The following is a 21,296-nucleotide window of genomic DNA, read 5'->3' as shown; positions in this document are numbered from 1 at the left end:
GCCGATGCACCTACCCGTTAATGCCCTGGTCGTCGGGGCTGCCTCTTGATTCCCGTGATTGCCAGCTTTGTCCTGGCCCCCATGGATGCCAAGGCACCGGACGTTGAGCGCGTCTTTCGTGACTTTCGCGGTTGCCTGAATACCTTTGATGAGTGGGCGGGGAGCTTCTGGAGCGTTTCGGCACTGGAAGTGGAGCAGGTGTTCAAAGTTGGGGAAGAGGTGGCGCTGGTGGCGCCGGCTTCCTCCAAAGCCCCCAGTAAAACCGTAGCCAGGTGCGATGCCCAGGGATCGCTGACCCTGGTGCATATGTTCGAAAGCACTCGGTTTGTACCGATCGGCAATACGCCGGTGATGCTGCAAGCCATTGCCCAGGACGGCAGCCCGCTCGGCGCACCACTCCATCGGACCATCGGCCCCAGCGGCATCCTCGAAATCACCGAGTGTGATCGCAACCAGCCGTACCAAATCACCTTCTATCCCAACGTTTCCAAGGACCACGTCCAGGCACTGTACGGGTCTTATCAATCGGTGATCGCGGGGTTGGAAGGTCACCTGCGTGACGAATGGACCAGGACCTTCCAGCCCCAATGGGACGACTTCGCCAACGCCCCGCCGCTCCAACGGAGCGCGATGCAGGGCTTGGCCTTTTCCACCGGGATTGCCAAGGCGTTCTACAACCTTTGGGACAACGCTACGCAGCTGTATGACTTGCTGGCGGACCTCAAGGCCAACAGCGAAAAGTTGCTGCAATACATCTCCCAGGCCGAACTTGATGAACTGCTGAAGCTGGGCAAGGACGCCATTGCAAAGGGGCTGTTGGTGCTCAGCGATGAGCCGCTGCTGTTTATCTACCTGTCGGCCATGGTCAGTTGGCTACGCCTGCTGCCGCCGCCCGAGCTGTATGAAGTGCTGGGCGAGATCAGCGGTGAGGTGTTGATCAATCTGTTCCTGATCTGGGCGACCCGTGGCATGGGCGTGCAGATTCGCCTGGGCGCTCAGGTGTTGGGGCCTATCAAATCCGGAAGAGCGCGCAAGTGGCTGGAGAGGCTGGCTGATCAGTTGGTGGGGCCGACATTGGACGCGCATGCCGAGGCGGCTAAACCTTTGCTGCTCGGTGGCCCCGCGACAGAGATCAAGACCGTACCGGTTGCGCCGTTGAAGGCGGGGGAGCATGTGGTTTCGAACCCGGTGCCGGCGGTTCGCAGGAAGACTCGGCAGACGGTGTTGGTCAGGCAGGAGCCTGTCGATGATGTGCCGGTTTCAGGGAAAAACCCGAACGGGGATGCGGCGGCGGCTTCGGATAAGACCGTCACCAACGGCTGCCCCGTGTCGATGGTTACCGGGGAGGAATTGCTCACCCTCACCGACGGCACGTTGGATGGGATCTTGCCGTTCGAGTGGACCCGGCTGTATCGCACCAGTGCGGTGGAAGTGGATGGCGGGTTGGGGTTTGGCTGGAGTCATTCGCTGGCGCATCGGCTGGTGGTGTCGGGCGATTCGGTGGTGTGGACGGACCATGAGAACCGCTCGATTGGGTTTCCACTGCCGACGGTTGCTCGACCTGCCATCACCAATAGCCTGGCCGAAGCCGCGGTCTATCTGGGCGCGTCGCCGGATGAACTGGTGCTGGCCCAGGCATCACGGTTCTATCACTTTCGCGACGGGGTGTTGGTCTCCATCAGCGATGCGTATGACAACCGGCTGCGGATTTCTCGGGATTATTTGGGGCGGATTGAGCGGCTGGATAACGGCGTCGGGCGTTCGCTGTTCCTGCGCTATGCGTTCGGCCACATCGTGGCGGTGGACTATCAGGTTCAGCGCGCCAAGGGGCATGAACCCTTCGAGTGGGTGACCGAGCAGAACGTTGTTTCCTACGCCTATGACGACCTGGGACGGTTGGTTTCGGCGACCAATGCGGTCGGCGAAAGCGAGGTTTATCGCTACGACGAGCAGCACTTGATTCTTGAGCGTGGGCTGGCCGGTGGGGCGAGTTTCTTCTGGGCGTGGGAACGGGCTGGCAAGGCTGCGCGATGTGTTCGGCATTGGGCCAGTTTTTCGCAGATGGATACGCGGTATGTGTGGGGGGACGACGGCAGTGTCACGCTGCATAACGCCGATGGTAGCCAGGAAGTGTACGTCCATGACGACCGGGCGCGGCTGGTGCAGCGGATTGATCCGGACGGTGCCCAGCATTTCAAATCCTACGATGCCAAAGGCCGACTGACGGTTGAGCAGGATCCGCTGGGGGCGGTGACGGCGTATCAGTACGACGAAGCCGGACGTTTGGTGGCGTTGTTTCCCGGGGATGATGAGCCGACGTCCTACGAGCATGACAATGGCTTCGTACGGGTTATGCGCCGTGGTGAGGCGGTCTGGAAGTACGAGCGCAATGACCAGGGCGATGTCATCCGCAAGATCGATCCCGATGGTCATGTTACGGATTACAGCTACGACCAATACGGGCAACTGGTTGGGGTTTGGTACCCGGATCACAGTTGTCAGCGGCTGGTGTGGAATGAGCGCGGACAGTTGCTTGAAGAGCAACTGCCGAATGGCGGGATCAAGCGTTATCGCTATGACGATCTTGGCCGGCAGGTGGCGCGCGAGGATGAGCATGGCGCGCTGACCCAGTATCAGTGGGACAGCGTGGGTCGCTTGGTTCGCGTGGTGCTGCCCGGTGGGGCGTGTCGGGAATACAGCTACAACCCCTACGGAAAAATCACCGCCGAACGCGATGAGCTGGGGCATGTCACCCGCTACGAATACGCCAACGGCCTGCACCTGATCAGCTGCCGTATCAACGCCGACGGTAGTCAGGTCAAGTACCGCTACGACAACGTGCGGTTACTGCTGACCGAGATCGAAAACGAAGTTGGCGAGACCTACCGACTTGCTTATCACCCCAATGGCCTGATCCAGCAGGAAACCGGGTTTGACGGGCAGCGTACGGCCTACGTCTACGACCTCAATGGCAACCTGCAGGAAAAGACCGAACACGGTGACGATGGCAGTCAGCTCGTTACTCGCTACGAGCGCGATCACGCCGGGCGCCTCGTACGAAAAAACCTGCCTGATGGCAATACCGTCGATTACGCCTACGACCGTCAGGGCAACCTCCTCAGCGTCGATGACGGCCACTGGGCGCTGGCCTACGAATACGACCCACAAAACCGCCTCACCGCCGAACACCAGGGCTGGGGCACCTTGCGCTACGGCTACGACACCTGCGGCCAGCTTCAACACCTGCGCCTGCCCGATAACAACCGGCTGGTTTTTAATCATGCGAAAGGCGGCCACCTCGCCAGCGTCGCGTTAAATGGCACGCTGCTAACGTCTCATCTGTTCAGGACCGGCCGTGAACACCAACGCGCCCAGGGGAAACTGCTCAGCAGCTACCAACACGACGAACAGGGCCGCCTGTTCAACCACGGTATCTGTGACAGCGAAGGCGCGCTGTACCGACGTCAATACGACTACGACAAATCCGGCAACCTCACCCGCCTGCTCGACACCCGCAAAGGCGAACACCACTACCACTACGACCAGCTACACCGCCTGACCCGCGCCGACCACTCCCAAGACCTGCAGGAACGCTTCGGCCACACTCCGGCCGGCAACCTGCTGATGCAAGACCGTCCCGGCCCCGACATCGTCGCCGGCAACCGCCTGATGATCCAGGGCGACCGCCACTACGACTATGACGCTTTCGGCAACCTCATCCGTGAACGACGCGGCAAAGGCCATCAACTCGTCACCGAATACCGCTACGACTGCCAGCATCGGCTGATCGGCATCACCCAACCCAACGGCCAAACCGCAAGCTATCGATACGACCCGTTTGGGCGGCGCATCAGCAAAACCGTGGACGGCCTCACAACGGAGTTTTTCTGGCAAGGCGACAGGCTGATTGCCGAGCACCATGCGGATCGCCATCGCAGCTATCTCTACGAACCCGATAGTTTTAGGCCACTCGCCCTGCTGGAAGGCTTCGGCCCAAAAGACACCAAGCCCTACCACTACCAACTCGACCACCTCGGCACACCGCAGGAACTGACCGACCCCGACGGCGAAATCGTCTGGTCCGCGCACTACCGCGCCTACGGCCAGATCAGCCGACTCGACAAAGGCACAATCGACAACCCGCTACGTTTCCAGGGTCAGTACTTTGATCAGGAAAGCGGGCTGCACTACAACCGGCATCGCTACTACAATCCGGATATTGGGTGTTACCTGACGCCTGATCCGGTGAAGTTGGCGGGTGGGATCAACGCGTATCAGTACGTGACTAACCCTACGGGTTGGGTAGATCCACTCGGACTGAATGCCCGTTGCACCGGCGTAGTAAAGAAAAATCCAACCTGCGCAATACCTGTTGAACCTCACGCACCTTATGTATCTCGTAAAGGAGCATTCCGCGAAGCAAAAAGAGACGCCAATATACCGACATCGCAACAACCCGATGTATTTATCGACGCGGGTTCTGGCGCAAAAAAAACAATACAACACTGTGAAAATGTCAGATATAAATGAAAAAAAATTTTAGATAATTCTGGAAAACCGATTAAGACGAGGGTCTACCAATATACGAGAGCCGATGGTTCCAAAATACTAATACAAGACCATTCAGCAGGGCATAATTTCGGTGCTCAAAACGGAGCAGGCGATCAAGGCTCTCACTTCAACCTACGCCCAATTGATACACCGCGAACCGGCAAAGTCCCGGAAACAAAAGACCACTACCCATTTAAGGATAAAAAATGAAGCATTGGAATGATCTTGAAGGAACAATATTTTTTAATAAATTGTTCAGTCGTCCAATTGAAATTCGCGAGATTTATATACACTCTCTGACGATAGAAAACGACCAACCTTCTCTCAGCATTGGTTTTGACATACCAGACTTTCCAGATTTTTTACCTCCAAAATTGGAGAATAAAGGATACAACACATGCAGGATTGGGCTAACCTGTAACGCAATAAGTAACCTGCAGATAACCAATCTTCCTCGCCGGGAAATTTTCATTGCGAAAATAACGCAAAAAAACGAGCACTTTATTTTCAACGCAAAATCAGAAAATGCCTCTATTGAATTTAAATCAAAGTGGCTGTCTATGGCTGGGCCGTCAGTTTATATAAATTGTCCTGAACCAGGAGATCATAGCTGGCCAGCATAAGTTTTGTAGAATAGATGGGAGAAAGGACTAGATGATTTACATAACAGAAACTATGAGCGCTATAGCCAACCCCAATTCGCCCACCCGCCCACCCCCACCTAAACTCTCCCCATGTTATTTCAACGGACAGAGGGTTCACCATCATGGGCAAACGTCATCCCAATCTCCCCGCCTGGCAATGGCGTAACTACCCGCAAAGCCATCAGCACCCGACCAACCTGGCGTTGCACCTGATTGCCGTGCCGCTGTTTATCATCGGGTTTCTGTTGATTGTGTCCGGTGTGTTCAGCCTGAGCCTGGCCAGTTTCGCCATTGGCGTAGTCGGCATCCTCGCAGGCCTGGCGTTGCAGCGTCATGGCCATAGCCTGGAAGCCGAGGCCGGTGAGCCGTTCAGTGATCGTAAAGACGCGGTACAGCGCCTGGTGGTCGAGCAGTTCCTGACGTTCCCGCGCTTTGTGTTGAGCGGTGGCTGGTGGCGTGCCTGGCGGCTGCGCCACCGCCACTGACGATCAGGCGAAGACCACCACGGTCTGGCGACTGAGGGCGATCAACGCACCGGTTGGGCTCCACAACGCGGCGGCGGCGTGGCCGTAGCCGTCGCGCGCATGCTCGATGCTGACGTGGTACTGGCACCAGTCCAGGGTCGTCAATTCCTGCAAGGGCTGGATGAATTCGATGGTCCAGGTCAGGGTGCTGCCCGGAGCGGGCTTTTTCAGGTGCGGCAGCAACGCCGGTGGCCAGGCGTCGACCAGGGCGAGGATATGCGCTTCGGTCAGCGGTTCTTCCTTCACATCCCCGCGCAAACGAACCCAACCGCCCATCTCGCGGGATTTATTCCCGGTAAACGGCAAACCGCCAACGCTCCAGCGCATCGCCAGGTGGCGCATGAACTCAGGCGTGACGCCCTTGATATAGGGCAGTTCCTGGCACTCATCCCAGTGCTTGAACGTCGGCGGCGGCTCGCTGGCCACATCGATTTCCGACTCGCGGGATGCGCCAAAACTTGCCTGTACCAGGGTCGCGACCTCACCGTTCTGCACAACACGGCCGAGCAACTGGCTGACCGCCTTGCCTTCACGCAACACTTCGACTTGATAGCTGGCGGGTATATCGGGCGCGACCGGGCCAACGAAGGTGATCGCAAGCGAGCGCAATGGGCGGTCCGTCGGCACCTCGGCGCGCAAGGCTTCGTATTGCAACGCAGCAACCAGGCCACCGAACGTGGCGCGGCCCTGGGCCCATTCAGCGGGAATGGTGACATCCAGCGGGTTGCTTCGGGCGGCGTCGAGCAAATCACTAAAGCGCATGGCGACCTCACATCAAAAAAAACAGATGGGCGATCTTAACCAGCGCGCGGGCAAGGTACAGCGCTCATTCCGGCCAAAAGCCGGACCGCCTTAGAAACAATCCGCGCTGAGTTTGTCCAGCACGCGATCCGCCTGCCCTTCGGCCTTGGCCATGGTGCGATGCCAAATCGCAACACAGGGCTGCAGATCAGCTTGATGTTCGGCCTGGGCCAACCATTGCCAGCAGTCATGCCAATCACCCAGTGCCGCTTGGGCTTTCTTCAGGCGTGGCAGGGCATTGGCGGGCAACTTATCCAGCTGGGGGTAAGCCTCGGCGGCATAGCGCACACGCTTGATCAACAAGCGCAAACGGTGGCGATCATGGTCTGGATCTTTCAGCGCTTGATCGAGTTTCTGCCATTGCTTGGCCAGGCGCTTCTCGATGCGCGGTCGCAAACCCTTGAGCAATTTCTGGTGCTCCGAGGCGCGGATAAAGCGCGGGAATGCATCAAGGATCAGCAGCAGATGGGCAACTTCCGGGCCTTGTGCCACCTGGCGATAGGCGTCGGGTTGCAGGCGCAGGCGTCGATCAGCGGCCTCGTGATAACCATGCTGATGCAAATACGCCGCCAGCACCTCTCGGTCGCGCAGCGGCGTCGTCAACTGGCCGACCGTACCGGCGGCCAATTCAAGCTGTTCTACGCCCGGCAGCCCGCGCAAAGGACGCAACAGGCTACGCAGGCGGCGCACGGTGGTGCGCAGATCATGCAGGGCTTCATCATCGGTGACGGCAGCGAGGCGAGCCTGGCAGCTCAGTAACCCTACTTCCAGGCCAATGACCTGAGCGACTAACTGATCGACCAAAGCTGACATCCTGCCCTCACTCTCAGATGAAAAATCCCACTCTGCGCTGCACGTCAACGCCCGGCGCGCGACTCACGAATATAGAACCGCGCTTTTTCGGCCTTGTTGGAGCAGCCTTCAAACGCCTCGAATTGCTGCTGGGTCTTGGCGCCAGTCAACAACGACAAGGCCTTGGAGTAGCTGACGGTGCCGGCAAAACCTTCGGCCTTGGCCAGGTCGAGCTCTTTCCAAGCGGCATCCAATTGCGAGCCACAGCTGTCGCGGTATGCGGTTTTCCCGGCACAACCCGCCAAGGCCAACATGATCACAGGCACACACATCCAGGCTTTCATCGATGACACCTCAAAATAAAGAAAAACAGTCGTACGCCTGTAGACGTTGCCTACAAGAAAAAGTGCCTTGTCCTTAGCCTGAAATCGGTAGTACCTATTGCCAGAGCATACCCGAGCCTGGGCGCTATTCTTGAAAAATATTGCCAGGCGCAACCAAGATTGAAGCGGCCCCCACAATAGGCGCATTGTGGGCCCCCGTTTATGAAGGACATCGACCATGAAGAAACGTGTTGCCTTGGTGTTGGGATCCGGCGGGGCCCGGGGCTACGCCCATATCGGGGTGATCGAGGAAATCGAACGGCGCGGTTACGACATCGCCTGTATCGCCGGTTGCTCCATGGGTGCCGTGGTGGGCGGGATCTACGCCGCGGGCAAACTGAACGAGTATCGAAACTGGATTGAAAGCCTCGACTACCTCGACGTGCTGCGCCTGGTGGACGTGAGTTTCCGCCTTGGGGCGATTCGTGGCGAAAAGGTCTTCGGGCAAATCCGCAAGATCGTCGGCGAGATCACTATCGAAGAGCTGCGCATCCCCTACACCGCCGTCGCCACCGACCTGACCAACCAACAGGAAATCTGGTTCCAGGAAGGCTGCCTGCACCAGGCCATGCGCGCCTCGGCGGCGATTCCCAGCCTGTTCACCCCGGTGATGCAAGGCAACCGCATGCTGGTGGACGGCGGCCTGCTCAACCCGCTACCGATCGTGCCGGTGGTGTCGAGCCATTGTGACTTGATTATCGCGGTCAACCTTAACGCCACCAACCAGAAACACTACCAGCTGCCGGTGATCCAGCGCCCGCCGGCGTTCAAGAGCCGCTTCAACAGCCTGGCGAAATCACTGGGTTCGCACCTGCCGTTTCGCCGCAAGCAGGCCGAGCAGTTGATGAAACTTGAGCAGGAAGCCTTGCAGGCCCAGGCGGCCGAGATCAATCCGTGGCTGGAGTCGGCCGAACCCGAATCCCAGCAACCTGCCGCCGCACCGGAAAAGCCGGGGGCGCCGAAGTCGGCCACCGGTTCATTCATCATCGATAACGTCGGGCCGGCGTCATTGCTGGATCTGATCAACCAGAGTTTCGAGGTGATGCAGACTTCGCTGGCGCAATACAAGATCGCTGGCTACCCGCCGGATGTACTGATCAACGTGCCGAAGCGGGTGTGCCGGTTTTTCGAGTTCTACAAGGCGCCGGAGCTGATCGCACTTGGGCGGGAAATTGCCAGTGATACCCTGGATCGCTATGAGAGTGAGCAGCGTTGAGACAGCTGTGTCGCTAGAGCGGTGGTGAGCGGGCTTGCCCCGCGTTGGGATGCGCAGCGGCCCCACTCAATGAGGAACGCGTAGTGTCAGGTACTCCTTTGGGCCTGGTTTTGGGGCTGCTACGCAGCCCAACGCGGGGCAAGCCCGCTCACCACAGAAACCACAGAACCACAGAACCACAGAACCACAGAACCACAGAGAGGCTGACAGATCGCCTCAGGCACTCAACAATCGATACCCCACTCCAGCCTCGGTCACGATAAACCTCGGCTGGGTCGGATCATCCGCCAGCTTCTGGCGCAGATGCCCCACCACAATCCGCAGGTAGTGACTGTCGTCGGTGTGGGTCGGGCCCCAGATGTCCTTGAGCAGTTGCTGTTGGGTGATCACCCGTCCCGGGTGTCGCGCCAGTTGTGCCAGCACCGCGTATTCCTTGCGGGTCAGTGCCACCTCGGCGCCGTCCAGCAGCACGCGGCGATAGGCCAGGTCCACCGTCAACGGGCCAAACTGCAGCGCCGCTTCCTGGGTCTCGCCCACAGGCGCCTGGCGCAACAAGGCGCGCACGCGGGCCAGGAACTCCTGGATGCCGAATGGCTTGGTGACATAATCATTGGCACCACCGTCAAGGGCTTCGACCTTCTGCTCTTCGCTGGCCCGCACCGATAGCACCAGCACCGGTACCGTCGACCACTCACGAAACTCGCGCAACACCTGCTGGCCGTCCATGTCCGGCAGGCCCAGGTCGAGCACCAGCAAGTCGGGCTTGCTCAACGCCGCCTGGGCCAGGCCTTCGTTGCCGGTGCCGGCCTCGATCACTTTGTAACCCTGGGAGGCCAGGCTGATGCGCAGGAATTTGCGGATCTGCGGTTCGTCATCAATGACTAAAATCGTCGCGGTCTGGCTCATGGCGTCCAATCAACATCCGTAGAGAAAACAGGGTAGCTCACGCCTCGCCTTCCAGGCCAGGCTGTGTCGGCAATGGCAGGAACAGCGTGATACAGGTACCGCGCCCCTCAATGCCATCGGCCACGCTGATATGCCCACCATGGGCGCCGACCATGCCCTGGCAGATCGCCAGGCCCAGGCCGGTGCCCTGCCCGCCTCGATCACCGCGTGCGGCGGTGTAGAACATGTCGAAGATCTTCGCCCGCTCATCCTCAGGAATACCGGGCCCCTCATCCGCCACGGCGAAAAACAATCGGTTATCCGAGACGCCGGCGCTCAGTTGCAATCGACCGTGGGGCGGTGAAAAGCGCGCGGCATTTTCCAGCACATTGACCAGTGCCTGCTCGATCAACGCGGCATGGACATAGAGCAGCGGCAACTCCGCGGGCACATCGGTGCTCACCTGCAGCGGCGCCAGCACCGCGCGCAAACGCCCGAGCGCACTGCCGACAATATCGCCGGGCGACACCCAGTCCCGCGCCAGCTTCAGCGCGCCATGGCCCAGTCGCGTCATGTCCAGCAGGTTCTGGATATAGCGGTCCAGGCGCTCGGCTTCATCACGAGTACCTTCGAGCAACTCGCGACGATCCTCCAGGGGGATGGCTTCGCCGAGCGCCAGCAGGCTGTCGATACTGCCGCGCATGGAGGTCAACGGTGTGCGCAAATCGTGGGACACCGACGCCAGCAAGGCGCTGCGCAGTTGCTCGGTTTCGCCATGCAAACGTGCGGATTCCAGCTCCTGGGCCAACTGTGCCCGCGCCAGGGCCTGGGCCAGGGGCTGGCTCAAGGCGGTGAGCAAGCGACGGCGTTGGCCGCTCAATTCCAGGCCCGGCTTGGCACTGACGCCGAGCAACCCGAGCGGGCCTTCTTCGCCCGACAACGGCCACCACCACCAGCGGCCGAACGGCAAGGTGCCGGTGCCCATGCCTGCCGGCTGGTCATGCTGCCAGGCCCAATCGGCCGCAGCCCGTTCGGCTTCGGTGAAGGTCAGCGGGCCGCCGGTCTCGACTTTCCAGCCACCCTGGCCGTCGCGATTGACCAGGCACAGATCCAGGTCGCTCCAACCTTCCAGATGGTGGGCGGCGGCACTGATCACCGCCTGGCGGTCGGTGGCGGCGGTGAGTTTGCGCGACAGGTCGAGCAGTTCGCCGGTTTCTTCCTGGGTGTCGCGCAATGCCTGCAACTGCCGGCGCTGGCGCGCAGCAAGGTTACCGGTGAGCGCCGCCATCAGCAGGAAGAACAACAGCGTCAGCACGTCCTCTTCGCGCTGGATGGCGAAGGAGAAATTCGGCGGAATAAACAGGAAGTCATAGGTCAGGAACGACAACGCCGCACACACCAGGGACGGCCCCAGGCTGCTGCGCACCGCCACCAGCAGCACGGCGGCGAGAAACACCAGCGAGATATTCGGCAACGGCAATACGCTGGACACGGCCCAGGCCACAGCGGCGGCGACGACAGTCGCAACCACGGCCAAGGCGTAATCGAACCACACCAGGCCGCGCACATCCGGCAGGCGTGGGGCTGCGGGCACATCGTCGCTGTCGAGGACGTTGATTTCCAAGCCCCGGGCATTACGCAACAGGCGCGCCGCCAAGCCGCCACCGAACAGGCGACGCCGCCAACGCATTCGCGACTGCCCCACCAACAGCAGGCTGGCGCGGCGTTCGGCGGCATGCTGGATCAAAGTCTTGGCCACCTCCCCCGCCCGCAGCAGCACCACTTCGCCGCCAAGACGCTCGGCCAGTTGCTGGGCGTTTTGCAGGCGCAGACGGGCCTGCTCATCCCGCGCACGGCCGTTGTCGATATGCACCAGGCTCCACGGCAAATGCCGGCGCTGGGCGACGCGACTGGCATGGCGCACCAGGCGTTCGGCTTGCGCATCGCCATCCACGCCCACCAACAAACGCCCACGCACCGCCGGCGCCGCCTGGCCGAGCTGGCGATAGCCCTGGGCCAAATCGTCATCAACGTGGGCAGCGGCGGTCTGCATCGCCAGCTCGCGCAGGGCCATCAGGTTGGTCTGGGTAAAGAACGCATCGATGGCGGCGCGGGCCTGCTCCGGCACATACACTTTGCCGTCGCGCAGACGCTCGAGCAGTTCGCGGGACGGCAGGTCGATCAGCAGCAGTTCGTCGGCTTCCTGCAGCACCCAATCCGGCAGGGTTTCGCGGACCTGCACACCGGTGATCCCGCGGACCTGGTCATTCAGGCTTTCCAGGTGCTGGACGTTGACCGTGGTAAACACGTTGATGCCGGCGGCGAGCAGTTCCTGGATGTCTTGCCAGCGCTTTTCATGGCGGCTGCCGGGGGCGTTGCTGTGGGCCAGTTCGTCCACCAGCACCAGCTTGGGCTTGGCGGCGAGCAGGCCGTCGAGGTCCATTTCTTCGAGCATCACGCCACGGTATTCGCTGCGCAACAGCGGTTGTTGCGGCAGGCCGCTGAGCAAGGCTTCGGTCTCGGCGCGGCCGTGGGTTTCAACCACGCCGGCGATCAGTTTGACGCCCTGGCGCAGTTGGGTGTGGGCAGCCTGGAGCATGGCGTAGGTCTTGCCCACACCCGGCGCGGCGCCGAGGAAAACTTTGAGCCGGCCACGGCCGTCCCGGGGTAGATCGGCTAGCAGGGCATCGGCGCGGCCGGAGTCGCTCATGCGGGCAGTGTCCTTCAGGTATTGATCGGGTTACAGCTTTTCCAACGCCATGTTCAGCGCCAGCACATTCACCACCGGCGGCCCCACCAGCGGGCTTTCGATATGTTCATCCATCAACCGTTGCAGGGTCGATACCGGCACATTTCGCGCGGCAGCCACCCGTGCCAGTTGATAGGCAATCGCCTGGGGTGGCAAGTGTGGATCAAGACCGCTGCCGGAGGTAGTCAGCGACACCAAGGGCACCGGGCCCTGGCCGGGCACCAATTGCTTGCTCGCGTCATCGAACACGCGGGTGGCCAAGGCCGGGTTGCTGGGGCCGAGGTTACTGGCGCTGCTGGAAACCGTCGCAAAGGCCCCCGCCGAAGGGCGCGGATGGAACCAGCTGTCACCGGTAAACTCCTGGGCGATCAGGCTGGAGCCACGCACCTTGCCGCTGGCATCGCGCACCAGGCTGCCGTTGGCCTGGTCCGGGAAGGCGACTTGGGCGACACCGGTCACCACCAGTGGGTAGGCCACGCCGGTGATCAGGGTCATGAGCACCAGCAGGCTCAGGGCCGGGCGGATTATGTTGGACATTTCAAATTCCTCAATTCAGTCTTTGCAACCTGTGGGCACCGGGGTGGTGCCCACAGGCATCGGGTCACACCAGGTGCAGCGCGGTCAGCAGCATGTCGATCGCCTTGATGCCCACGAACGGCACCAGCAACCCGCCCAGGCCATAGATCAGCAGGTTGCGCCGCAGCAACGCCGCCGCACTCGCGGCCTGCACACGCACACCGCGCAGCGCCAGGGGAATCAGCACCACGATGATCAGCGCGTTGAACACGATGGCCGAGAGAATCGCGCTCTGGGGGCTCTGCAAGTGCATCACGTTGAGCACGCCCAACTGCGGGTAGATCGAGGCGAACAACGCCGGCAGGATCGCGAAGTACTTGGCCACATCATTGGCGATGGAAAAGGTGGTCAACGCGCCGCGAGTCACCAGCAACTCCTTGCCGATCTGCACCACGTCCAGCAGCTTGGTGGGGTCGCTGTCGAGGTCGACCATATTGGCGGCCTCGCGGGCGGCCTGGGTGCCGTCGTTCATCGCCATGCCGACGTCCGCCTGGGCCAGTGCCGGGGCGTCGTTGGCACCGTCGCCGCACATCGCCACCAGGCGGCCGTCGTTTTGCTCGTGACGGATGCGCGCGAGTTTTTTCTCCGGGGTCGCTTCGGCCAGCACGTCATCCACACCGGCTTCGGCAGCAATCGCAGCGGCCGTCAGCGGGTTGTCACCGGTGACCATCACCGTACGAATGCCCAGCTTGCGCAGCTCGGCGAAACGTTCGCGGATACCGGGCTTGACCACGTCCTTGAGGTGGATCGCACCGAGCAATTTGCCGTCGGCACACACCAGCAAGGGCGTGCCGCCGCTCTGGGCGATCTTGTCGATTTCCCGCGCCAATGCCGGTTGCAGGTCGCTGCGTGGCTGGCCGATAAATGCCAGCAACGAATCCACTGCGCCTTTGCGGAACACGCGACCCTGGTAGTCGACACCGGACAAGCGGGTCTCGGCGCTGAACGGTACCGCGGTCAGCTCATCCAGGGATGGCTCGGCCTGCGGGTGCAGAGCCCGCAGGTATTCGACAATGGATTTGCCTTCTGCCGTGTCATCGGCCAAAGAGGCAAACAACGCACCTTCGGCCACTTCCTTGCCGCTGACGCCAGGCGCCGCAACCACCGCCGCGCACCGACGGTTACCGAAGGTGATGGTGCCGGTCTTGTCCAGCAGCAACACGTGCACGTCACCGGCCGCTTCCACGGCACGGCCGGACTTGGCGATCACATTGAGGCGCACCAGGCGGTCCATGCCGGCAATACCGATGGCCGACAACAAGCCGCCGATGGTGGTAGGAATCAGCGTCACCAGCAGTGCGACCAAAAACACCAGGGGCAAGCTGCCGTTGGCGAAGTGGGCGAAGGGCTGCAAGGTCACGACCACCAGCAGGAAGATCAGGGTCAGGCCGATCAGCAGGATATCCAGCGCGACTTCGTTGGGAGTTTTCTGGCGTTTGGCGCCTTCGACCAGGGCGATCATGCGGTCCAGGGTGGATTCGCCGGGGTTGGCGGTGATGCGGATCAGCAGCCAGTCCGAGACCAGCCGCGTATTGCCGGTGACGGCCGAGCGGTCGCCGCCGGACTCGCGGATCACCGGTGCGGATTCACCGGTGATCGCCGCTTCGTTGACCGCTGCGATGCCTTCGATGACCTCGCCGTCGCCGGGGATCATTTCCCCGGCGGCCACACGCACCACATCACCTTTTCGCAGACTGGTGGCCGGCACGACCTTGAAGCTGCCATCGGCTTCCTTACGCCGTGCGCTCAGGCCTTCGCTGCCGGCCTTGAGGCTGTCGGCACGGGCCTTGCCGCGTCCTTCGGCCAAGGCTTCGGCGAAGTTGGCGAACAGCACGGTGAACCACAGCCACACGGCGATTTGCACGGCCACATACGTCGGTACGGCGGTGTCGGGGACAAAGCACAGCACGGTGGTGAGGATGGCGGTCAGCTCGACCACCAGCATCACCGGCGAGCGTTGCAGCTGGCGCGGGTCCAGCTTGACGAACGCCTGGACCAGCGCCGGGCGCCACAGGGCAGAGACGGCGGTTTTGGCGGGTTCCTGGGTTTTGACCGGGGCCGCGTTTTTTGCAGGCATATTCATGTTCATATCCCCTTTTTAGAAGCCCATGCTCAAGTGTTCAGCGATGGGCCCCAGCGCCAGCGTCGGCAGGAAAGTCAGGCCGCCCACCAGCAAAATAGTCACGGTCAACAGGGTCACGAACAGCGGACCATGGGTCGGGAAGCTGTTCTGGCCAATCGGTGCGGTCTTCTTCATCGCCAGGCTGCCGGCCAGGGCCAGTACCGGGAGGATGTAGCCGAAGCGGCCGATCAACATGCCCAGGCCCAGCATCAGGTTGTGGAACGGCGTGTTGGCACTGAAACCACCGAACGCCGAGCCGTTGTTGGCGCTGGCCGAGGTGTAGGCGTACAGCAACTGGCTGAAACCGTGAGGGCCAGGGTTACTGATCGCGCCGGCAGGTCCGGGCAGGCTCGCGGCGATGGCACCCAGTACCAGCACGCCCACAGGCATCACCAGCAGGGTCACGACCAGCAGCTGCACTTCCTTGGCCTGGAGTTTCTTGCCCAGGTATTCCGGGGTGCGGCCGATCATCAGGCCGGCCAGGAACACCGCGATCAACACGTTGAGCAACATGCCGTACATACCGGCGCCGACGCCGCCGAAGATCACTTCGCCGACCATCATGTTGACCAGCGCCACCATCCCACTGAGGGGGTTGAGGCTGTCTTGCATGCCGTTGACCGAACCGTTGGACGCCGCGGTGGTGGTCACCGACCACAACACCGTGCCGGTGGTGCCGAAGCGCGCTTCCTTGCCTTCCAGCGGTGCGGTCTGCTCGACGGCCGGGTTGTTCAAGGTCGGGTTGGGCTGGTATTCGGACCACAGGGAAGTGGCGCCGCCGATCAGGAACAGCGCTAGCATGCAGCCGAGGATCGCGCGGCTCTGACGCAGGTCTTTCACGTAGTGGCCGAAGGTGAATACCAACGCCACCGGGATCAGGATGATCGAAGCCACTTCGAACAGGTTGGCCCAGGCGGTGGGGTCTTCAAACGGGTGCGCCGAGTTGACGCCGAAGAAGCCGCCGCCGTTGGTGCCCAGTTGCTTGATCGCAATCTGGCTGGCTGCCGGGCCCAGGGGGACCACTTGATCCACGCCTTGCAGGGTCACGGCATCCACATAGTGCGCGAAGGTTTGCGGTACGCCCTGCCATACCAGGAACAGCGCCAGCACCAGGCACAACGGCAGCAGGCCGTAGAGCGTGGCGCGGGTCATGTCGACCCAGAAGTTACCCAGGGTCCTGGCGGATTTGCGCCCGATCCCACGGCACAGCGCGACCAGGACGGCCAGGCCGGTGGCCGCACTGACGAAGTTCTGCACGGTCAGGCCAGCCATCTGGCTGAGATAGCTCAGGGACGCCTCACCGCTGTAGGACTGCCAGTTGGTGTTGGTCATGAAACTGACCGCAGTATTGAAGGCCAGGGTCCATTCCTGGCCCGGCAATTTCTGCGGGTTCAGTGGGAGATAGTCCTGGAACAGCAGGATCGCGAACAACAGCAAAAAGCCCGCGAGGTTGAACGCGAGCAAGGCCAGCATGTATTTCTGCCAGCTTTGTTCCTGATGTTCATCCACCCCCGACAGGCGATAACAGGCTTTTTCGACAGGCCCCAGCACCGGGCTCAGCCAGGTGCGCTGGCCTTCCATCACCTTGTAGTAGAACCGCCCCAGGAACGGTGCCGGCACCAGTACCACGGCAAAGAAGGCAATGATCAGCCAATAGTCATAACTGTGCATGGCCAGCTCCTAGTTCCGATCCGCGCGTAACAGCGCAACCAGCAGATAAATGAACAGCGCCACGGCCAATAGCAGTGACACCCCGTCCAGAACGCTCATGGAAGTCTCTCCGTTTAGCGGCGAGTGCCGCGTGTGGGACAATTGTCCGCAGGAGTGGCGTAAAGGAACGAGAGCGACGGGCTGGGCGGGGCGTAAAGATGGCGTAAAGAGTGGGTTTATGCGGGGTTTACACTGGGGGTTTCCAGCGTCTGGGCGGGCGCTATCGGGGGCAAGCCCCCCTCCCACACTTGACCGCGTTGTCATGCCGAGCGCCAGTCAACCTGTGGGAGGGGGCTTGCTCCCGATAGCGCCGGCACCGTGACCGCCGCACCTATCTGGTGCGACACCGGCAAATTTCAAACGCCAAACCATCCCCCACACGACAGTTGCGCCGCTTTACGACAATGATTCTCAGGCTGGCATGGCCGCTGCAACACCTTGAATCATTCCAAACCGTTCAGGGAGCGCAGCACAATGAACACACAACTCAAACCCACCTTGGGCACCCTGCATTTATGGGGCATTGCCGTCGGGCTGGTGATTTCCGGGGAATACTTCGGCTGGAGCTACGGCTGGGGCGTGGCCGGGACCTTGGGCTTCCTGGTGACCTCGCTGATGGTCGCCGCGATGTACACCTGCTTTATCTTCAGTTTCACCGAGCTGACTACCGCCATTCCTCACGCAGGCGGGCCGTTTGCCTACAGTCGTCGCGCCTTTGGGGAGAAAGGCGGCTTGATCGCAGGCCTCGCCACACTGATCGAATTTGTCTTCGCCCCGCCTGCCATCGCCCTGGCGATCGGCGCGTATCTGAATGTGCAGTTCCCAGCCCTGGACCCCAAGCATGCGGCTGTCGGTGCCTACATCGTGTTCATGGGGCTGAATATTCTCGGCGTAAAACTGGCCGCGACCTTCGAGCTGGTGGTGTGCGTGCTCGCCGTCGCCGAGCTGCTGGTGTTCATGGGCGTGGTCGCGCCCGCGTTCAGCTTCAGCAACTTTGCCCTGAACGGCTGGGCCGGTTCAGATACCTTCGGCGCCCCGGCGATTGCCGGGATGTTTGCGGCGATTCCGTTTGCCATCTGGTTCTTCCTGGCCATCGAAGGCGCAGCCATGGCGGCCGAGGAAGCGAAAGATCCGAAGCGCACCATTCCAAAGGCCTACATCAGCGGCATCCTGACCCTGGTGATCCTGGCCATGGGCGTGATGTTCTTCGCCGGCGGCGTGGGCGACTGGCGCACCCTGTCGAACATCAACGATCCACTACCGCAGGCGATGAAAACCGTGGTGGGCGACAACTCCGGCTGGCTGCACATGCTGGTCTGGATCGGCCTGTTCGGCCTGGTGGCGAGCTTCCACGGCATTATCCTGGGCTACTCGCGCCAGTTCTTTGCCCTGGCCCGCGCCGGTTACCTGCCCTCCTTCCTCGCCAAATTATCGCGCTTTCAGACACCACACCGGGCAATCATCGCCGGTGGCGTGGTCGGCATCGCCGCCATCTACAGCGATGGCCTGATCAACCTGGGTGGCATGACATTGACCGCGGCGATGATCACCATGGCGGTGTTCGGTGCCATTGTGATGTACATCATGAGCATGCTCAGCCTGTTCAAACTGCGTAAGACCGAGCCGCTGCTGGAACGTACCTTCCGCGCGCCGGGTTATCCGATCGTGCCCGGCATTGCGCTGGCGCTGGCCGTGGTGTGCCTGGTGGCCATGGCGTGGTTCAACACGCTGATCGGGCTGATCTTCCTCGGTTTTATGGCGGTGGGTTTCATCTACTTCCAGATGACCGCACAGGATCGTGCCGATGCGCCGGCAGACGCAATGTTGACCGGGCTCTAAGGTTTCGAGGCAGAACGGGCCTACACTGAACTACTCAGAAAGCCCGTCACTCAAAGTAGTTATTGCCGTGGGAAAATTCTCCGACGGTAATCTGCCTCAAGGAGAGCCTTATGCCGTGGTATGCGTGGTTGATTATGGTGGTTGCGATCGGGTCGATCGTCGGAGGGCTGATGATGCTGCGTGACAGCGCCAACAAGGTGGAACTCACCGACGAACAACGCAAACGCGTGGCCGAGCGCAACGCCCAGGCGGATGCCAAGGACGCGCAGGACCGCTAGGGACGCTTACTCCCAATCCGCCTTGGCAATCTGCAACCCGTGCTGCCCTTTATAGGCAGCACGCTCCGGCTGGCTCCAGCCGTCCAGCAACTCGTCCTCCAACCGATAAATCTCAACCCCCAACGGACGGCACACCGTCAGCGGATCCTGCGCATCCGGCCCCCACATCGGCAGCGACAAGTCCCCGCCCGGGCACGTCGACAGCGCGCAGAGCAAATCAATCTCGGCAAAGAACTCCAGGTAATCGCCCTTCTGCGCCGGGCAGGCTTTCATGAAATACATATCGTCGTGATTGAGGCCCGTGCACTGGAAAATATTCAGCACGTCATGCACGTCGAATTCCGTCAGACCATGGGGTAATACCGCGCGGGTCAGGTTGGAGTGGCAATGGTGATGGAAGTCCTCGCCGGTGAGCATGCGGTTCACATAGGGATCGCAGCGCGTACCGAGCAAGTCATGCAGACGACCGCCGTGCTCATCGATGCCGTAACTGGCCAGGCTGTCATCGGTGATGGTCACCAGGGGCCTTAGAAATGGCAGATTCGACCATAGTCGGTCATGAGTGCTCACATGCGCCCCTTGCAACTGACGGGTACGTGCAGCCCAAAGACGTTCGCGGGGGTCATTGGCGTTCCACACATTGAAGTCCCCACCTGCGGGCCCACGGGCGTGGTGACACGAAACACATGCCCGGCGGGCACCTTCCACGCCCTGCCCGTGCGAATCGGTACCTCGAACTGCTCGATCAAGCTGCGCTGATCTTTTCGGTCACGAATGCGCTCGTAAAATGCCGCGTCGACCTGCAACGCCGAACCCTTGCTGACCTGATAAGCGGCCGGATAGTCTTTGTACATGATGCAGATCCTCGATCAGGGGTGGGTAAACAGGGCCAAGGACAGGCGTTCCGAATCATCCAGGTACAGGCTCATTGCCTCCCCTGCAGCCAATTTGTCGTGCTTGACCAGCCATTGATAAATCTCACGATCACGCTCCAGCCAGGGCGACTGGAAACGTTGCTCATCAGGCGCGGCGCAAAACACCAGGCGCAACTGGGCGATGACCTGGGCAAAAAACTCATCGAACAACGGGCTGCCCATCAACCCGACGATGTGCTGATGGAACAGCAAACTGTGGGTGGCCACTTCACGCCAATCCTCGCGCTCACGGGCCAGGGTGGTGGCGTCAATGGCGTTTTGCAGGCGTTCGGATTGCTCGTGCGTCAGGGCGCTGCTTCCGGCGATGGCCTGCAACTCCAGGGTACGGCGGACTACAAACAGATCGCGGACTTCCTCCCGCTCCAACCGCCGCACCATGACGCCCTTGTTACGCACATAACGGGTCAACCCCTCCTGCCCCAGACGGTGCAAGGCTTCGCGAATCGTATTGCGCGACGCACTGTAGGCCTTGACCAGATCCACCTCGACCAATGCCATGCCTGGCAATAACCGCCCCGCAATGATGTCGGCACGCAGCTCCAGGGCAATCTGGTCGGCTAAAGACAAACTGAGCCTCATGACCACCTCACGATTGTTGAACAATCTTCCGTCTAGATGTAATCACATTTCATGCCAACGCCCTGCATGCCGACGAGTGTGTAAAAAAGGTCAAGTTGGTTAAAATGCCCGCCTGTAACCGAGGCATGCCCCATGCGTTATTCACAGAACCACAAAGCTCAAACCCACCAACGCATCATCAAGGAAGCCTCTGCGCGCTTTCGCCGCGATGGCATCGACGCCACCGGCCTGCAGCCCCTGATGAAAGCCTTGAACCTGACCCATGGCGGCTTTTACGCGCATTTCAAATCCAAGGGCGAGTTGGTGGAGACAGCCCTGCAGGCGGCGGCTGCAGACCTGGACGCCCATTGCGACATGCTGTTCAGCCAGGAACAGCCGTTGAGCGCGTTTATCGACAGTTACCTGTCGGAATGGCACCTGACCTCCCCGGACCAGGGCTGCCCGTTGCCAACGATGTCTTCAGAGCTGGGACTGAGAGGCCAACCCAGCGCGACAACGGACAAGGTGCTCGACGCAAGGCTCAAGCAAATAGAAACAGCATTGGGAGAGGAGCGGTGTGATGCAGAGAGCCTGGTGATGATGTCGACACTGGTGGGCGCATTGGTACTGGCCAGGAGTGTTGAAGACCCTCAATTGGCAACAAGGATCATGGCCGTGGTGCGCGAACGCCTGAAAACGCAGAACCCGGAGACTAAAAAGGCCGATCAATGAC

18 protein-coding genes and 1 pseudogene are annotated in these 21,296 nt (G+C 61.0%); 8 read left to right on the top strand and 11 right to left on the bottom strand.

All coding sequences use genetic code 11. The features are described from left to right. Positions 1 to 45: 45 nt before the first annotated feature. The 4 genes from NIBR502773_RS23860 to NIBR502773_RS23850 all read left to right on the top strand — a co-directional run bounded on the left by NIBR502773_RS23860 (position 46) and on the right by NIBR502773_RS23850 (position 5,680). Entirely contained in the window at positions 46 to 4,530 is a 4,485-nt protein-coding gene (locus tag NIBR502773_RS23860; RefSeq protein WP_257228060.1) for an RHS repeat-associated core domain-containing protein, read from the top strand. Between the two features lie 6 nt (positions 4,531 to 4,536). Next, the gene (locus NIBR502773_RS31015; protein WP_306669990.1) at positions 4,537 to 4,761 is read left to right on the top strand and encodes an HNH/endonuclease VII fold putative polymorphic toxin; all 225 of its coding nucleotides are present in this window, start codon (positions 4,537 to 4,539) and stop codon (positions 4,759 to 4,761) included. Next, complete coding sequence (locus NIBR502773_RS23855) at positions 4,758 to 5,174, top strand: Imm50 family immunity protein (protein ID WP_141157103.1); 417 nt, start codon at positions 4,758 to 4,760, stop codon at positions 5,172 to 5,174. The genes NIBR502773_RS31015 and NIBR502773_RS23855 overlap by 4 nt, the downstream gene beginning before the upstream one ends. A 143-nt stretch (positions 5,175 to 5,317) precedes the next feature. Beyond that, positions 5,318 to 5,680 carry an Mpo1-like protein gene (locus NIBR502773_RS23850; protein WP_115486029.1) on the top strand — a complete coding sequence of 121 codons (363 nt, stop codon included), beginning with the start codon at positions 5,318 to 5,320 and terminating at the stop codon, positions 5,678 to 5,680. A gap of 3 nt (positions 5,681 to 5,683) precedes the next feature. Here the strand turns inward: NIBR502773_RS23850 and NIBR502773_RS23845 are convergent, their stop codons facing one another. The 3 genes from NIBR502773_RS23845 to NIBR502773_RS23835 all read right to left on the bottom strand — a co-directional run bounded on the left by NIBR502773_RS23845 (position 5,684) and on the right by NIBR502773_RS23835 (position 7,656). Further along, a complete protein-coding gene (locus tag NIBR502773_RS23845; protein ID WP_141157102.1) occupies positions 5,684 to 6,481 on the bottom strand; it encodes an acyl-CoA thioesterase II in 798 nt (265 codons plus the stop codon). 90 nt (positions 6,482 to 6,571) lie between these two features. Next, on the bottom strand, positions 6,572 to 7,333 hold the full coding sequence (locus NIBR502773_RS23840) for a CHAD domain-containing protein (RefSeq protein ID WP_065947441.1): 762 nt from the start codon (positions 7,331 to 7,333) through the stop codon (positions 6,572 to 6,574). 44 nt (positions 7,334 to 7,377) lie between these two features. Then, the gene (locus NIBR502773_RS23835) at positions 7,378 to 7,656 is read right to left on the bottom strand and encodes a hypothetical protein (protein WP_003172685.1); all 279 of its coding nucleotides are present in this window, start codon (positions 7,654 to 7,656) and stop codon (positions 7,378 to 7,380) included. A gap of 217 nt (positions 7,657 to 7,873) precedes the next feature. Between NIBR502773_RS23835 and NIBR502773_RS23830 the strand changes: the two genes are divergently transcribed. Beyond that, entirely contained in the window at positions 7,874 to 8,911 is a 1,038-nt protein-coding gene (locus tag NIBR502773_RS23830; RefSeq protein ID WP_141157101.1) for a patatin-like phospholipase family protein, read from the top strand. Between the two features lie 216 nt (positions 8,912 to 9,127). On the opposite strand, the gene NIBR502773_RS23825 is transcribed toward NIBR502773_RS23830, so the two are convergent. From NIBR502773_RS23825 to kdpF, 6 genes are all read right to left on the bottom strand, one after another. Continuing rightward, positions 9,128 to 9,817, bottom strand: a complete 690-nt coding sequence (locus NIBR502773_RS23825) for a response regulator (RefSeq protein ID WP_115486025.1) — start codon at positions 9,815 to 9,817, stop codon at positions 9,128 to 9,130. Between the two features lie 37 nt (positions 9,818 to 9,854). Further along, a complete protein-coding gene (locus tag NIBR502773_RS23820; protein ID WP_065939267.1) occupies positions 9,855 to 12,506 on the bottom strand; it encodes a sensor histidine kinase KdpD in 2,652 nt (883 codons plus the stop codon). Between the two features lie 30 nt (positions 12,507 to 12,536). Further along, the gene (gene kdpC, locus NIBR502773_RS23815) at positions 12,537 to 13,082 is read right to left on the bottom strand and encodes a potassium-transporting ATPase subunit KdpC (RefSeq protein ID WP_141157100.1); all 546 of its coding nucleotides are present in this window, start codon (positions 13,080 to 13,082) and stop codon (positions 12,537 to 12,539) included. Positions 13,083 to 13,146: 64 nt separating this feature from the next. Beyond that, entirely contained in the window at positions 13,147 to 15,210 is a 2,064-nt protein-coding gene (gene kdpB, locus NIBR502773_RS23810; protein ID WP_141157099.1) for a potassium-transporting ATPase subunit KdpB, read from the bottom strand. Positions 15,211 to 15,219: 9 nt separating this feature from the next. Beyond that, positions 15,220 to 16,914, bottom strand: coding sequence for a potassium-transporting ATPase subunit KdpA (gene kdpA, locus NIBR502773_RS23805; RefSeq protein WP_141157098.1), 1,695 nt, complete (start codon positions 16,912 to 16,914; stop codon positions 15,220 to 15,222). A 9-nt stretch (positions 16,915 to 16,923) separates the two neighbouring features. Then, a complete protein-coding gene (gene kdpF / locus NIBR502773_RS23800) occupies positions 16,924 to 17,013 on the bottom strand; it encodes a K(+)-transporting ATPase subunit F (RefSeq protein WP_003218754.1) in 90 nt (29 codons plus the stop codon). A 414-nt stretch (positions 17,014 to 17,427) separates the two neighbouring features. On the opposite strand from kdpF, the gene eat reads away from it, so the two are divergent. Together eat and NIBR502773_RS23790 are read left to right on the top strand one after the other, a co-directional pair. Further along, positions 17,428 to 18,792, top strand: a complete 1,365-nt coding sequence (eat, locus tag NIBR502773_RS23795) for an ethanolamine permease (protein WP_027604147.1) — start codon at positions 17,428 to 17,430, stop codon at positions 18,790 to 18,792. Between the two features lie 110 nt (positions 18,793 to 18,902). Then, positions 18,903 to 19,070, top strand: a complete 168-nt coding sequence (locus tag NIBR502773_RS23790) for a DUF2897 family protein (RefSeq protein ID WP_003172675.1) — start codon at positions 18,903 to 18,905, stop codon at positions 19,068 to 19,070. 6 nt (positions 19,071 to 19,076) lie between these two features. Here the strand turns inward: NIBR502773_RS23790 and NIBR502773_RS23785 are convergent. Beyond that, positions 19,077 to 19,924 (bottom strand): annotated as a pseudogene (locus NIBR502773_RS23785) (urea carboxylase-associated family protein). A 15-nt stretch (positions 19,925 to 19,939) separates the two neighbouring features. After that, the gene (locus NIBR502773_RS23780; protein ID WP_141157097.1) at positions 19,940 to 20,584 is read right to left on the bottom strand and encodes a GntR family transcriptional regulator; all 645 of its coding nucleotides are present in this window, start codon (positions 20,582 to 20,584) and stop codon (positions 19,940 to 19,942) included. 132 nt (positions 20,585 to 20,716) lie between these two features. On the opposite strand from NIBR502773_RS23780, the gene NIBR502773_RS23775 reads away from it, so the two are divergent. Next, positions 20,717 to 21,295 (top strand): TetR/AcrR family transcriptional regulator, encoded by a 579-nt coding sequence (locus tag NIBR502773_RS23775; protein ID WP_141157096.1) that lies wholly within the window; start codon positions 20,717 to 20,719, stop codon positions 21,293 to 21,295. Position 21,296 lies beyond the last annotated feature (1 nt).

The organism is Pseudomonas sp. NIBRBAC000502773 (assembly GCF_006517195.1).
Lineage (GTDB): Bacteria > Pseudomonadota > Gammaproteobacteria > Pseudomonadales > Pseudomonadaceae > Aquipseudomonas > Aquipseudomonas marginalis.
This window is presented reverse-complemented; position numbering and strand designations above follow the sequence as displayed.

What these genes read in the sequence shown, in the direction of transcription:
- NIBR502773_RS23855 (WP_141157103.1), top strand. Translation starts at nt 4,758, where the DNA reads ATGAAGCATTGGAATGATCTTGAAGGAACAATATTTTTTAATAAATTG.
- NIBR502773_RS23850 (WP_115486029.1), top strand. Translation starts at nt 5,318, where the DNA reads ATGGGCAAACGTCATCCCAATCTCCCCGCCTGGCAATGGCGTAACTAC.
- NIBR502773_RS23845 (WP_141157102.1), bottom strand. Translation starts at nt 6,481, where the DNA reads ATGCGCTTTAGTGATTTGCTCGACGCCGCCCGAAGCAACCCGCTGGAT.
- NIBR502773_RS23840 (WP_065947441.1), bottom strand. Translation starts at nt 7,333, where the DNA reads ATGTCAGCTTTGGTCGATCAGTTAGTCGCTCAGGTCATTGGCCTGGAA.
- NIBR502773_RS23835 (WP_003172685.1), bottom strand. Translation starts at nt 7,656, where the DNA reads ATGAAAGCCTGGATGTGTGTGCCTGTGATCATGTTGGCCTTGGCGGGT.
- NIBR502773_RS23830 (WP_141157101.1), top strand. Translation starts at nt 7,874, where the DNA reads ATGAAGAAACGTGTTGCCTTGGTGTTGGGATCCGGCGGGGCCCGGGGC.
- NIBR502773_RS23825 (WP_115486025.1), bottom strand. Translation starts at nt 9,817, where the DNA reads ATGAGCCAGACCGCGACGATTTTAGTCATTGATGACGAACCGCAGATC.
- NIBR502773_RS23820 (WP_065939267.1), bottom strand. Translation starts at nt 12,506, where the DNA reads ATGAGCGACTCCGGCCGCGCCGATGCCCTGCTAGCCGATCTACCCCGG.
- kdpC (WP_141157100.1), bottom strand. Translation starts at nt 13,082, where the DNA reads ATGTCCAACATAATCCGCCCGGCCCTGAGCCTGCTGGTGCTCATGACC.
- kdpB (WP_141157099.1), bottom strand. Translation starts at nt 15,210, where the DNA reads ATGAACATGAATATGCCTGCAAAAAACGCGGCCCCGGTCAAAACCCAG.
- kdpA (WP_141157098.1), bottom strand. Translation starts at nt 16,914, where the DNA reads ATGCACAGTTATGACTATTGGCTGATCATTGCCTTCTTTGCCGTGGTA.
- kdpF (WP_003218754.1), bottom strand. Translation starts at nt 17,013, where the DNA reads ATGAGCGTTCTGGACGGGGTGTCACTGCTATTGGCCGTGGCGCTGTTC.
- eat (WP_027604147.1), top strand. Translation starts at nt 17,428, where the DNA reads ATGAACACACAACTCAAACCCACCTTGGGCACCCTGCATTTATGGGGC.
- NIBR502773_RS23790 (WP_003172675.1), top strand. Translation starts at nt 18,903, where the DNA reads ATGCCGTGGTATGCGTGGTTGATTATGGTGGTTGCGATCGGGTCGATC.
- NIBR502773_RS23780 (WP_141157097.1), bottom strand. Translation starts at nt 20,584, where the DNA reads ATGAGGCTCAGTTTGTCTTTAGCCGACCAGATTGCCCTGGAGCTGCGT.
- NIBR502773_RS23775 (WP_141157096.1), top strand. Translation starts at nt 20,717, where the DNA reads ATGCGTTATTCACAGAACCACAAAGCTCAAACCCACCAACGCATCATC.